This is a genomic window from Acinetobacter sp. BWR-L5, from assembly GCF_039655985.1.
In the GTDB taxonomy this organism is placed as follows: domain Bacteria; phylum Pseudomonadota; class Gammaproteobacteria; order Pseudomonadales; family Moraxellaceae; genus Acinetobacter; species Acinetobacter johnsonii.
Genome location: NZ_JAGFEV010000002.1, coordinates 234,153 through 246,511, shown reverse-complemented (window position 1 = coordinate 246,511; position 12,359 = coordinate 234,153). Strand labels below are relative to the sequence as shown.

General features: G+C 41.7%; 13 protein-coding genes, 4 tRNA genes and 1 riboswitch. Of the genes, 12 read left to right on the top strand and 5 right to left on the bottom strand.

Translation table 11 applies throughout. The features are described 5' to 3' along the window. Nucleotides 1–2: 2 nt before the first annotated feature. A complete protein-coding gene (gene hemA / locus JZ787_RS04670; protein ID WP_346311790.1) occupies nucleotides 3–1,286 on the bottom strand; it encodes a glutamyl-tRNA reductase in 1,284 nt (427 codons plus the stop codon). Between the two features lie 78 nt (nucleotides 1,287–1,364). Between hemA and JZ787_RS04665 the strand changes: the two genes are divergently transcribed. The 11 genes from JZ787_RS04665 to panD all read left to right on the top strand — a co-directional run bounded on the left by JZ787_RS04665 (nucleotide 1,365) and on the right by panD (nucleotide 7,452). After that, a complete protein-coding gene (locus JZ787_RS04665) occupies nucleotides 1,365–3,074 on the top strand; it encodes a hypothetical protein (RefSeq protein WP_346311789.1) in 1,710 nt (569 codons plus the stop codon). A gap of 5 nt (nucleotides 3,075–3,079) precedes the next feature. Then, nucleotides 3,080–3,661 (top strand): lipoprotein insertase outer membrane protein LolB, encoded by a 582-nt coding sequence (gene lolB / locus JZ787_RS04660; RefSeq protein WP_004695517.1) that lies wholly within the window; start codon nucleotides 3,080–3,082, stop codon nucleotides 3,659–3,661. Between the two features lie 10 nt (nucleotides 3,662–3,671). Next, nucleotides 3,672–4,502, top strand: a complete 831-nt coding sequence (gene ispE / locus JZ787_RS04655) for a 4-(cytidine 5'-diphospho)-2-C-methyl-D-erythritol kinase (protein ID WP_195728183.1) — start codon at nucleotides 3,672–3,674, stop codon at nucleotides 4,500–4,502. Nucleotide 4,503: 1 nt separating this feature from the next. Continuing rightward, nucleotides 4,504–4,578 (top strand) — tRNA-Gln (locus JZ787_RS04650). Between the two features lie 28 nt (nucleotides 4,579–4,606). Further along, a tRNA-Gln gene (locus JZ787_RS04645) sits at nucleotides 4,607–4,681 on the top strand. Nucleotides 4,682–4,700: 19 nt separating this feature from the next. After that, nucleotides 4,701–4,775, top strand: a tRNA-Gln gene (locus JZ787_RS04640). Between the two features lie 90 nt (nucleotides 4,776–4,865). Beyond that, nucleotides 4,866–4,940 (top strand) — tRNA-Gln (locus JZ787_RS04635). A 36-nt stretch (nucleotides 4,941–4,976) separates the two neighbouring features. Further along, nucleotides 4,977–5,930 carry a ribose-phosphate pyrophosphokinase gene (locus tag JZ787_RS04630; protein ID WP_004695513.1) on the top strand — a complete coding sequence of 318 codons (954 nt, stop codon included), beginning with the start codon at nucleotides 4,977–4,979 and terminating at the stop codon, nucleotides 5,928–5,930. Between the two features lie 101 nt (nucleotides 5,931–6,031). Next, nucleotides 6,032–6,328 (top strand): 50S ribosomal protein L25, encoded by a 297-nt coding sequence (gene rplY / locus JZ787_RS04625; protein ID WP_004695511.1) that lies wholly within the window; start codon nucleotides 6,032–6,034, stop codon nucleotides 6,326–6,328. 18 nt (nucleotides 6,329–6,346) lie between these two features. Next, entirely contained in the window at nucleotides 6,347–6,928 is a 582-nt protein-coding gene (gene pth, locus JZ787_RS04620) for an aminoacyl-tRNA hydrolase (RefSeq protein ID WP_004695508.1), read from the top strand. Between the two features lie 143 nt (nucleotides 6,929–7,071). Further along, nucleotides 7,072–7,452 carry an aspartate 1-decarboxylase gene (gene panD / locus JZ787_RS04615; RefSeq protein WP_004695506.1) on the top strand — a complete coding sequence of 127 codons (381 nt, stop codon included), beginning with the start codon at nucleotides 7,072–7,074 and terminating at the stop codon, nucleotides 7,450–7,452. 64 nt (nucleotides 7,453–7,516) lie between these two features. Here panD and JZ787_RS04610 read toward each other — a convergent pair whose 3' ends face one another. Beyond that, a complete protein-coding gene (locus JZ787_RS04610; RefSeq protein WP_346311788.1) occupies nucleotides 7,517–8,119 on the bottom strand; it encodes a GDYXXLXY domain-containing protein in 603 nt (200 codons plus the stop codon). Beyond that, complete coding sequence (locus tag JZ787_RS04605; RefSeq protein WP_346311787.1) at nucleotides 8,116–9,900, bottom strand: DUF2157 domain-containing protein; 1,785 nt, start codon at nucleotides 9,898–9,900, stop codon at nucleotides 8,116–8,118. The genes JZ787_RS04610 and JZ787_RS04605 overlap by 4 nt, the downstream gene beginning before the upstream one ends. Nucleotides 9,901–10,147: 247 nt before the next feature. Further along, a riboswitch (FMN riboswitch) is annotated at nucleotides 10,148–10,310 on the top strand. Nucleotides 10,311–10,415: 105 nt separating this feature from the next. On the opposite strand from JZ787_RS04605, the gene ribB reads away from it, so the two are divergent. Then, entirely contained in the window at nucleotides 10,416–11,075 is a 660-nt protein-coding gene (gene ribB / locus JZ787_RS04600) for a 3,4-dihydroxy-2-butanone-4-phosphate synthase (protein WP_339399548.1), read from the top strand. 62 nt (nucleotides 11,076–11,137) lie between these two features. Here ribB and JZ787_RS04595 read toward each other — a convergent pair whose 3' ends face one another. Together JZ787_RS04595 and JZ787_RS04590 are read right to left on the bottom strand one after the other, a co-directional pair. Next, the gene (locus JZ787_RS04595) at nucleotides 11,138–11,749 is read right to left on the bottom strand and encodes a LysE family translocator (RefSeq protein WP_346311910.1); all 612 of its coding nucleotides are present in this window, start codon (nucleotides 11,747–11,749) and stop codon (nucleotides 11,138–11,140) included. Nucleotides 11,750–11,834: 85 nt separating this feature from the next. Then, nucleotides 11,835–12,320 (bottom strand): DUF1289 domain-containing protein, encoded by a 486-nt coding sequence (locus JZ787_RS04590; RefSeq protein ID WP_005400387.1) that lies wholly within the window; start codon nucleotides 12,318–12,320, stop codon nucleotides 11,835–11,837. Nucleotides 12,321–12,359 lie beyond the last annotated feature (39 nt).

The following is a 12,359-nucleotide window of genomic DNA, read 5'->3' as shown; positions in this document are numbered from 1 at the left end:
ATTTACTTTTTAGTTTTACGACGTTTAGCAAAAGTCTCATTTAAACACGTTTGCATTTGTTCAAAATGACTCGGATCTTCAGATTTGGCTGCTTCACGCAGCATAATCGAGGTTGGATGCAGCAACTTCTGCGTCAAACGATGTGCAAACTCTTGCATTACCTGTTCCGCCTTTTCCCCTTTCGCAATTCGTGCCAGCGCTAGATCTAATTCTTCTTGTCTTAGCTGTTCACCTTGCTGACGGTAAGCATGGATGGTTTCACCTGCGAGATTAACCTTCTGCTGGGTCACCAACTCGGTTGCTAGTTGGTTGACCATCACCTCAGCTTCAACCGCCGCCTGACGACGCTGAGCAAGGTTTTCATCAATCACCGACTGTAAGTCATCTACGCCATATAAATAGACGCCATCCAAACTTTCCACTTTCGGGTCTATATCACGCGGAACAGCCAAATCCACCATCAACATTTGTTGATAACGACGCTTTTTTAAAGCAGCTTTGACATCTGGATAATGAATCACCTGATGTAAACTTCCCGTACAACTGGAAATGACATCTGCACGCGCTAAGTTATTGGCCAACTGATCAAATTCAATGATTTCAACATCTACACGATGGGCTATTTCTTGAGCCAAAGTTTCAGCCCGTTCACGGGTACGGTTACAAATGAGGATTTTTGCGACTCCCATTTCAGCCAAATGCTTCGCCACTAAGCTATTCATTTCGCCCGCAGCGACCACCATGACCGTCAACTTTTCAGGCTTACTAAACACTTGTAATGCCAACTGAGCAACCGCGTAGCCCATTGATACGGCATGACTACCCACAGCCGTTTCAGAGCGTACGCGTTTCGCCGCATAGAAGGCATATTCAAAAATTCGGTTTAAATGAGGAGATACAGTATGAGCCGTCTTCGCTAGAGATAGTGCAGATTTAACCTGCCCCAAAATTTGAGGTTCACCGAGCATGAGTGAATCTAAACCGCTTGCAACGCGCATCAAGTGAGTGACAGCCTGCGCATTTTCATAACGGTATACATGATTCAACAATTGTTTAACATCTATGCCATTTGCTTGGGCGAGCCAGTTCAATACCATATCTGAGTTTTCAGACATGGCATACACTTCTGTTCTATTACACGTAGACACCACCACCATTTCATTTAAGTCTTGGTTTTGGCCTTGTTGCTCAAGCAGTTGCGTTAACTTATCAGGGTTAAATGCAATTTGCTCACGCAATTCTACGGAGGCGGTTTGATGGTTGACACCCAATGCAAAGAAAGACATATCAGATCATCATTTCGCTAAATTTATGCTATTGTGCAATAACGGTGTCATAAAAAGCATTACTTGGATCAAGAAAAATTGCGTCAAACACATTGCCGACTGAGCGGCGCGAGAATTAAGCAATATTCTACCACATTCTTACTCGTCGGTAGCATGGCATCTAGTGCTCATCTTAGAGCAGCTGGAGATTTTTCGCTATCTAATTATGATGCAATTCAACAAAGTATGATTGCCGAATTTGCACTGGCTTACCAAGACAGTGCGACTGCTCTGCACAACTATACTGTGCTGGCGATTAAAAGTAATTCCACCACCATTAAACAACGCGCTTTAAATATTGCCCTTGAACAAAATGACTTGCATGCCGCACTCGACATTGCAACGCATTGGGTGGTGCAAGAGCCTACCGATGTTCCAGCCTTATTTTATTTGTCGCACATTGCACTCAAAGCACATGAATATGAGCTTGCGGCTGAAACACTCGATAAAATTCTCAATATTGATGCCAATGCCGATTTAGAGCAAATCCTTGCGGGGATTGCCCCTGATGAACCTGAAGATCAAGAAATTCTCATTCAAGCGCTACGTTCGAGTAAGGAGCGGAACAACCCCTCTATTTTGGCGTTGATTGCAGGTTTAGAGGCGCAAAATGGACAGCTTGAGCAAGCCCTAACCACCATCAATAAAGCCCTAAAAAAGCGCGGAAAAGTCACAGGCTACATTCTGATGAAGGCCAACTTACTCAGCGCACTCGGCCAAGAGGAAGAAACCCGTAATTGGTATGCAAAATCAAGTCGTAAACACCGCGACAATGTCGATATCCGTTTAGCCGAAGCCAAATATCTGATTAAAATTAATGCGTCAAATGAAGCCTTAACCAAGCTTGAGAGCCTGATTAAAAAATGGCCTGAACAAGAAGAAGCCTTGTTTATTGCGGGATTAACCAGTATTGACTTAAAGAAGTACGAAAAAGCGGAAAAATATTTGGTTGAACTACGTAATTCGGCTGAATATCAAAATGAAGCCTATTACTATCTTGCGGTAAATGCTGAACGAAAACAGCATTTTGAAACAGCCAAGGCCTACTATCGTCTGGTCGATGGTAGCTTGTATACCGTATCGCGTCGCAGCCTCATCAGTATCTATACCCAGCAAAAAAAACCCAATGATGCTTTGCGCTTTTTAACCCAAGAACGGGTGAACTATCCACAACATGCAAGCTTTTTGTATCAGGCGCAAGCCGATATCTTAAAGCGCATGAATAACAAAGCTGCAGCCATGCGACTGTTAGATGAGGCAATTAAAAACTTACCGGATGATCCTGAACTGATCTATTCTGAAGTGCTAATGTTGGATCCACATACGGATAAAGACAAACTTGAAAAGTTGCTCAATCAACTGTTAAGTATTGAGCCCAATAGCCCTACCTACCTCAATGCTTATGCATATACTTTAGCCTTGCAAAACAGACGCTTAGATGATGCACGTCGATTTGTTGAACATGCTTTAGAATATGCCCCCGAACAGGCCTCCATCTTAGATACCTTAGGCTTTATTTGTTACTTACAAAATGACTTTAGCACTTCAGCCAAAGTCTTAGAAAAAGCCTACCTCATCAGTGGTAGTGTCAATATTGGCGTGCGTTATGCGCGTTCAGTTTATATGCTCGGTGATCTGCAAAAATTCTCCACTGTGTTACAACAACTCAAACAAAAACACCCAAATGATCCTCAATTGGATCAACTCAATACTTTATTGTTACCCCAACAACTGAAAAAGAGCTCATAGTTTTTATGCGTATTTTCTCAAATCTGAGCTTAAGCTTACTTGCTGCAAGTAGCTTGGCACTAACAGGCTGTCAACAATTTACCAAACCACAGCTTGATCCAAACACCATACAAACCGAATCTGATCAACACTTTAGCTTACAGGGTAAAATTGGGGTGCGTACGCCTGAACAGACAGGCAGTGCTTTTTTCACATGGGTACAACAGCAACAAGAGTTTGATATCGAGCTCAGTGGAATTTTAGGCGTTGGTAAAACGCAAATTACTGGTCGTCCAGGTGAAGTGAGCCTGAATAGTGCTAAAACTGGCCTCATCCAAGCTGAAACTCCTGAAGAACTTTTAAAAACAGCAACAGGTTGGCAAGCACCCATCACCCATTTGGTCAATTGGGTTCAAGCCAAACCCGCAACAGTTCAAGCACAAATCCAACGTGACAGTGCCAAACGAGCGGTACAGATCATTGAAGATGGTTGGAGCGTTGAGCTGAGCTATAACGAACAAGCCCATATGCCAAATCGCTTGATTTTAAAACAAGCACTTGAAAATGGTGCAGAAAACCGTATTACAATGGTCATTCAAAACCGCTAGTTATCTCGTTATGATCCGTGTCCCTGCCCCATCAAAACTGAATTTGTTTTTACACATTACGGGTCGTCGTGAAAACGGCTACCATGAACTGCAAAGTATTTTCCAGTTGATCGATCTGTGTGATTGGTTAGAGTTTGAACTCCGTACAGATCAAGAGATTCATATTGAAGGCTTAAACAGTGTCGATTTGAGTCAAAATTTGATTTATAAAGCGACACAGATACTTAAGCCGTATGCACAAACAGCTACCGGTTTATCCATTCGTCTTGAAAAAAATATTCCGATGGGTGCAGGCTTAGGTGGTGGTTCATCGGATGCCGCGACGACACTAATCGTAGTCAATCAACTGTGGCAGTGCGGGCTAAATACTGAGCAATTAGCAGACTTGGGTGTTCAGTTAGGCGCAGACGTTCCCATCTTTGTCCATGGTCGCAATGCATGGGCTGAAGGCATAGGTGAGCACTTAACATTCATAGACTTAGATCAAAAACAATACATTGTGTTAAAACCTGATTGTTTTATCAGCACTCAATTGCTTTTTTCACAAAAAACATTGACAAGAAACACGAAGAGCTCTAAATTTTGCGCCTATCAGTTAAAGCCATCTGATTTTGGAAATAATTTTGAGCCTTTGGCAAGAAGTTTATATCCAGAAGTAGATGAAGCAATGCAATATCTCGACCAGTTCGGTATTGCAAAACTTACAGGTACAGGTGCTTGTGTTTTTACTGAAGTAACGAGTGATATGAACATTGATGATGTTCTTGCAAATGCACCATGTAAAGCTTACTTGGTCAACAGCTTGAATGAATCACCAATAAGACATTTCTACGTTACCTGATAGGGGTATCGCCAAGTGGTAAGGCACCGGTTTTTGATATCGGCATCCGTTGGTTCGAATCCAGCTACCCCTGCCATTTTATTTCACCTGTAGATGACTGTACTAGGGGTATCGCCAAGTGGTAAGGCACCGGTTTTTGATATCGGCATCCGTTGGTTCGAATCCAGCTACCCCTGCCATTTTACAGTAATCAAATTTAGGGGTATCGCCAAGTGGTAAGGCACCGGTTTTTGATATCGGCATCCGTTGGTTCGAATCCAGCTACCCCTGCCATTTTCCAAAAAAGACAGAGCAACACTTTGCTGTTCTACTGTTAATTTACCTTGACAGAATGACGCAAAAATATTAAAGTTCTGCCGCATTAGGGGTATCGCCAAGTGGTAAGGCACCGGTTTTTGATATCGGCATCCGTTGGTTCGAATCCAGCTACCCCTGCCATCTAATTCCTAAATTGCCAACCGCCAAGGGTGCTTCATGCCCAATCTTGTCGTTTTTAGTGGATCTGCACATCCACAATTCGCCCAAAAAGTCGTAAGCCACTTGCACATCCCTTTAGGTGCTGCATCTATTGGTCAATTTTCTGACGGTGAAATTGCTGTCGAAATTACTGAAAATGTTCGTGGTAAAGACGTATTTATCGTACAACCTACTTGTGCCCCAACGAATGATAACCTAATGGAAATCCTCGTTATGGCTGACGCTTTGCGTCGTGCAAGTGCTGGTCGTATTACCGCAGTGATTCCTTATTTCGGTTATGCGCGTCAAGACCGTCGTCCTCGTTCATCACGTGTTCCAATTACTGCAAAAGTTGTCGCAGATATGCTGACAACTGTAGGAATTGACCGTGTGGTAATGATCGACCTTCACGCTGACCAAATCCAAGGTTTCTTCGATATCCCTGTAGACAACATCTACGGTACACCAGCGCTTTTAGCTGACCTTCGTCAACAATCACATGACAACCTCATGGTGGTTTCTCCTGACGTTGGCGGTGTCGTTCGTGCACGTGCTGTTGCTAAACAAATGGGCGATATTGACCTTGCTATCATCGACAAACGTCGTCAAAAGGCAAACGAATCACAAGTCATGCACTTGATTGGTGATGTTAAAGGCCGTGACTGCGTGATCGTAGATGACATGGTGGATACTGCAGGTACGTTATGTAAAGCTGCTGATGCATTGAAAACATTTGGTGCGCGCAAAGTGGTTGCTTATGCAACTCACCCTGTTTTATCAGGTAAAGCTATCGAAAACTTGAAAAACTCTGTGATTGATGAATTGGTTGTTACAGACACCATTCCTCTTTCTGAAGAAGCTCAAGCTCTTGGTAAGATTCGCCAAGTTTCAGTTGCGAGTATGGTTGCTGAAACAATTCGTCGTATTAACAACGAAGAATCTATTAGCGCAATGTTTGATTCTTATCTATAATATAGCGCTGAATTTTAAAAGCCCTGCCCAGTGCAGGGCTTTGTCTCACTAGGTCGGTCGCAGATCTAGTTTATTTAAAACTTAAATTAAGGATGTCTATCATGGCAAACTTCGTATTAAACGCTCAAGCGCGTGAAGCAGCTAACCAAGGGAAAGGTGCGAGCCGCCGCCTTCGTCACGCTGCTCAAGTTCCAGCTATCATCTACGGTGGTGCTGCTGAACCTGTAGCTGTTACTTTAGAACTTCGTGAGCTTGTTAAAGCTTTAGAAAACAACGCTTTCTTCGAAGAAGTTGTTGAAATCAAAGTTGGCGACAAAGTTGAAAGCGTTAAAATCAAAGCGTTACAACGTCACCCAGCTAAAAACACGCCTATGCACGCTGACTTCGTTCGCGCATAAGTGTTATTGGTGTAATTAGTGTCAAATATTTCACTGATTGTTGGTTTGGGCAACCCAGGTTCTGAGTATGCCCAAACCCGCCATAATGCAGGCTTTTGGTTTGTTGAACGCCTTGCAGAACAATATGGCATTACGCTTAAAAAAGACCCAAAATTCAATGGAATGAGTGGGCGTGGTAATATCGAAGGTCAAGACGTCCGTCTGCTATTACCCACAACCTTTATGAACCTTGTTGGTAAAAGTGTTGTTCCCTTCGCTAAATTCTACAATATTGCTCCAGAAGCAATACTGATTGCTCACGATGAACTGGATATGAACCCTGGTGTCATTCGCCTAAAAACAGGTGGTGGTCATGGTGGTCATAATGGTTTGCGTGACATAGTTCCTCATATCGGTCCAAACTTCCATCGCTTACGCATTGGTATTGGTCACCCCGGTTCCAAAGAACGTGTTTCAGGACATGTCTTAAGCAAAGCACCAAGCAATGAACAAAATTTAATGGATGACGCAATCCATCACGCATTGGCTCGCACTAAAATGCTGGTGAATGGTGAGATTCAGCCTGCCATGAATCAAATCAATGCTTACAAACCAAACTGATAAGTCAAAAAAATGTTGAACCATGCTGCTTGCCATACTGTCATTTTAAAGGCAAAATGCGCTTGCCTGATTGCTTATCCAGCAAGTTCAGATTGATTCAACCATAAGATAACGATCTTAGGTCCACTCAGGAGACGCTAGCCATGCTATCTCGTTTATTAAAAGCAAAAATCCACCGTTGTGTTGTTACTCAAGCTGAACTCCATTATGAAGGTTCATGTGCAATCGATGGTCTTTTATTGGATTTAGCCGGTATCCGCGAATATGAAGAAATTCACATGTGGAACGTGACTAATGGTAAGCGTTTCAGTACCTATGCAATTCGTGGTGAAGAAGGTTCTGGCATCATTTCAGTCAATGGTGGTGCAGCACATCAGGCCGATGTAGGCGATTTAATGATTATTGCTACCTTTGGTGATTTTACAGAAGCTGAAGCAAATGCACATAAACCACGTTTAGTTTATGCAAATCCAGACAATACTGTAAGTCACATGGCAAACTGTATTCCAGTACAAGTGGCTTAAGCCCAATAGATTAAAAAAATCCGCTGCGTGCGGATTTTTTTATGAGCAGAATAATGCAATTGTATCAATTCTGAGCAGTACGAAACCCGCTCAACCAATCTCGTTTGCTCTCACAGCCTAAATCTTGTAGCTGATCACCTTTCAATGCAGTAAGTATCGCATTGCCTTGCTCATCGACTTTAAACTCAGCATATTCTGCCTGCTGATAACAATCCGCCAAACCTTCTGCAAATAAAAAACTTCTCGACGCAGGATAAAGTCCGCTATAGCGATTATTCGGGTTTTGTAAAATCAGTCGAGCTGTACGAACATTTTTCGGCAACTCAAAATAACTATGTATCACGCGCCTCTGTGAATCGAGTTCAACATAAGTGAGCACTGAAGACTTGTTCTTAATCACTTCATCAAAATAATGACCTGAAAAAATCTGATCTTCTTGATTAATGTTTGCTTGGCTGGTACTTTCTGGACTCAAATGCTGAGGCGCAAAATAAAGTTGATAATTCAGCGCCATATAATCCCCCTGGATAATCGAACGCGGGTCTACAGGTTGCAAGCGCACATACATGGTTTGACTATTGTTTAAGTGCCATTCATTTTTAAAAATTAAGCCTAAACATACCGCGATACTGAGTAGTGCCAAAGCAAGAGGAATCATTTTCTTCATATGCCGAACTCCTCTTTTTGCTTAAATAGCATCAAGCTCAATGTCAGCAAGAGCAACATCAGACCTGACAAGAACATGCTTAAACTTTTAATTAGAAAGGTCACGTCAAGGGAATAATATAAAAACCCTAAAATTAAAGCGAAAGTTGCCAGCGCAAATCCATAGATCACTTTATCTTGTGTTTTTAATGCCCATGAAATGATGGCCAAACAAATAAAAATATCGAAATAACCATAAAAAATCAGCCCTACTGCAAAAGTAGTCAAAATAAAATGAGCAAATAAATGAAACTGCTTTTGAATATGTAAAAAGACAAAAAGCACAAACCATAAAATCGGTAAGCCAAAAGCCAATATCGGAATGTGCTCAATTTTCGCTAATTCGTATTTCCCAAATAAAGTATAAAAACCCATGGAAAATAGAATAATCCCAAGTGCAGAAAGCAATAAACTACGTTGATATTCGATTGGCTGTATGAATTTTATGGCCAGAATTCCCAGATAAAAAACATAATTCCAAAGTGCTAAATAAACAAAATTTTCAACAATATTACGCCAACTGAGATGTGCATTAATATCCCAAATACACGCCACACCTGCTGCATATAAACCCAAAATTTGAACAAAGACAAAGAACCAATGTGTTCGCATGAAATAAGCGAGCACTAGCATCGCCAATTGTAAAAATAGAATAGGAAGAATTTGATTCATTAAATCAACGGTGTGAAAGATGACCGCAATTTGTCCTGCAACCCAGAGACAATAAGCGAATTGTCTTAAAAATAAACTTTGTTTAGCTTTCAATAAGTAAGCCGCCAAAGCCACAAAGACAACACCCATAAGCAAAGAGAAATTCCCCCAAAAGGTCAGCATCAACGTAGCAAAGACGATGCCCGCAATCCAAGCTCCCACAGCAAGGGGAATAGAATTGAACCGACTATGTGGAATAAATTTAATCAACATGTAAGTGATGAAAGCAAACCACGCAAAAATAATCAGTGCGATAAAAAATAATTCAAAAATTTCATTCTGACCAAACCACTCCGTCACCGCCTTCACAATGATCAAGGTAAAGCTAATGCCTAAGCCAACGGCTGAAAGTGCACTACATAGCTGATCTTTATTTTGATAATAGTAAGCCAGTAAAATGCCCAACAAGAGAAAAGACACTGTGAAATAAAGAATGCTTTTATCCGCATAGAGATACATCGCCATATGCCAAACCGAGAGAATGGCAAACCATAGTAAGAATAAATAACGAAGTTTCGAATAATATTTATTGCAGAAATAGAATTGAATTAGTGCAAATACATGAATACTGATTAAAAAGAGATCTGGATATTGATCTCCCCAAAAGGTTTGGATAAAAAATAGAAACAATGCCAACTGGCTGGTAATACATAAAAGGAAAAATACACCGATATTCGGACGATATAACCACGGTAAAAGCAGCACAGACCAAAGTAGAAATAATAAATAGCTGTCAGCACCCGTTTGATAAATTTGACCAATCACAGCCAGACTTAAACCAATCATCAACCCACAGATACTATGTAAACATTGCACGAGAAAATCATGTTTTGTCAGCCAAAAGCTGCAAACCGCACTGAGGAATAATAACAACTGAGGAATAGCCAGCTGAATATTCTGTGGCAACATAAACCAATTGGCGGCAACCAAATACAACATACTGACCGCAATGAGTGTAAAACCAAAAACTTGCAGATGCTTTATAAAGGCTTCGGCACTCCAAGGGTAATCATATTGTTGAATTTTGATCAATTCTAACTCCTCACTCTTATTTTTATCTTGATCATTTCAAACCATGCAAACTATAGAAAAACTTCTTATTCATGTTTATGGTTCTTCTCAAGTATTCATTTTCAAACATTAAACTCATACTAAGTGAAATCATGCGCAGAGAATGTTGGTCTTTAGCAAAGCTATAGCAAAAATTGTTCTATGTATAAAACTGATCATTCTAAAACTCCCCCTGTTTTTCTAAATGTTTAGCACTATAATGGAGTTACATCGCTTCAGGGCGGGGTGTAATTCCCCACCGGTGGTAAGTTCAGTTGAATGACTCAGACTGAATCAGCCCACGAGCCAGCCAAGTAGAAATCATCTATTTGGCTCGCAGATTTGGTTCAATTCCAAAGCCGACGGTATAGTCCGGATGAAAGAAGACGACGTGACCAATAGAATCTCAGGTGCAAACCTGTGAGGATTTATTGCTACGCCAATTTTTCAAAGTCCTGAAATGTTCAACCGTACTTCAATTTTACGCGAGCGTTTCAATGTCTAGTTTGATTCAACCCGAAATTTTCTTTTCAGCCCTTTCTCCAGCTGAACAACGTATCCAACAAGCTTTAGAAGATATCCGCCAAGGCAAACCTGTTTTGGTGATGGATGACTTTGACCGTGAAAACGAAGCCGACCTCATTGTGGCTGCCGAAACTCTCACTGTCGAAACGATGGCACGCATGATTCGTGATGGTTCTGGCATTGTCTGTTTATGTCTGACCGATGAACTGGCCGATCACTTAGAGCTGGTGCCTATGGTGTCAGATAACTCAAGTCAGTTTAAAACAGCATTCACTGTGACCATTGAAGCTGCAACTGGCGTGACCACTGGTGTGTCTGCACAAGATCGTACCACCACAGTCAAAGCAGCAATTAAAGATGGGGCTGTTGCCAGCGACTTAAATCGCCCTGGTCATGTATTCCCGCTTCGTGCACGCCAAGGCGGTGTGCTCACCCGTCGTGGTCATACCGAAGGTACCATTGATTTAGCACGTTTAGCAGGCTTAAAACCAGCAGGTGTATTGTGTGAACTGACCAATGCCGATGGAACTATGGCCTCTGGCATTCAAGTGTTGGCATATGCGCAAACGCATCAGTTGACTGTGATCACCATTGAAGAATTGGTGCAATATCGCATTAAACACGGAGTTTAATTTTTACGCTCCCGATCAAAAAGCCTCCAACATGGAGGCTTTTTGATGCAGCACCATCAGCATCAAGCAAAGACAGTATAAATACCATAGAGCGCAATACTGACCAATATCGCACCACAAACGCCTAACAACTTATTGTACAAAGCGGACTGCGATAATTTATTAAAACCCAAATAAACCAAAGACAATGTGCTAAAGTCTAGAATAATCCAGAGAATGGTCAACAGTACAAGGCTGATATCGACATCACTGGTGACCCCAATGAACTGTGGGAAAAATGAGGCAAAGAAAATAATATCCTTCGGATTTGAAATCCCCACCAAGAAACCTTGCTTAAAGCCCCCCTGCACCGCCTTTAGTTGCACAGGTGATGTTTCTGTTTCTTGTGCAATGGCTTCTTTTAAAATTTGAAAACCGAGATAGGCAATATATACGCAGCCTAAAATTTTAATCGCATTTAGCCAATGCTCTGCAATGTTTAAAAAGCCTTTTAAGATGAGCACAGATAGTACAATGAGAACCAAAGAAGCTAAATTCGTCCCAAAAATGGTTTTTAAGGCTTGTTTATATCCACCTTTTAGACCTGCACTGGCAACCAACAACATCACTGGCCCAGGTGTTGCGATCATGACCACTACAGCCATACAGTACAACACCAGCTCAAATACATTCACCATCGAAAAAACCCTTTTCCCCAGTCACTCTCGCAAATAGCTTAGGTATGCGGAGTATTCTTTTTCTATATCAAACCAAGAGGACTTATTCGTCCTCTTCCATATGGATGAGATGTTGCCGAATTGCGTCAGCACGCAAAAAAGCCAAATCATAACTGGCTGTAGCAAGTGCAAGAACACGGCGCTCAAACTCTTGCCAAATCGATTTCACTTGCTGCGCTTGAATGCCTAAACCACTTTCTTCGGTAAAGTTCTTATTTTTTTCACATACTTTTAACGCATGATAAAGCTTCCGCCCTTTTGATGCATCGGGACGCAAACGAACGCGTTTAGATAAAACAAAAGCTTCGACCTGCTGCACATCAGCAAAAGGCAACATTGGCACTAAAATTTGATCTAGTTGTGCATCTAAGCGTTGCCAAACTGAACGATGCTGCTCCGAAGTGTAGGTATTCCACTGAATCACTTCATGATTAAAACGACGACAACCACGACACACAGAATCACCAAATACCGTTGAACAACGCCCTGCACATGGGGTCAAAGAGGCAATTCGACGATCTGTACTCAAAACATACTCCTGTTAATAAACGCACCAAAACAAAACGGA

What these genes read in the sequence shown, in the direction of transcription:
- JZ787_RS04610 (WP_346311788.1), bottom strand. Translation starts at nt 8,119, where the DNA reads ATGAAGAAAATGATTCCTCTTGCTTTGGCACTACTCAGTATCGCGGTA.
- panD (WP_004695506.1), top strand. Translation starts at nt 7,072, where the DNA reads ATGCTATCTCGTTTATTAAAAGCAAAAATCCACCGTTGTGTTGTTACT.
- rplY (WP_004695511.1), top strand. Translation starts at nt 6,032, where the DNA reads ATGGCAAACTTCGTATTAAACGCTCAAGCGCGTGAAGCAGCTAACCAA.
- ispE (WP_195728183.1), top strand. Translation starts at nt 3,672, where the DNA reads ATGATCCGTGTCCCTGCCCCATCAAAACTGAATTTGTTTTTACACATT.
- ribB (WP_339399548.1), top strand. Translation starts at nt 10,416, where the DNA reads ATGTCTAGTTTGATTCAACCCGAAATTTTCTTTTCAGCCCTTTCTCCA.
- JZ787_RS04630 (WP_004695513.1), top strand. Translation starts at nt 4,977, where the DNA reads ATGCCCAATCTTGTCGTTTTTAGTGGATCTGCACATCCACAATTCGCC.
- hemA (WP_346311790.1), bottom strand. Translation starts at nt 1,286, where the DNA reads ATGTCTTTCTTTGCATTGGGTGTCAACCATCAAACCGCCTCCGTAGAA.
- lolB (WP_004695517.1), top strand. Translation starts at nt 3,080, where the DNA reads ATGCGTATTTTCTCAAATCTGAGCTTAAGCTTACTTGCTGCAAGTAGC.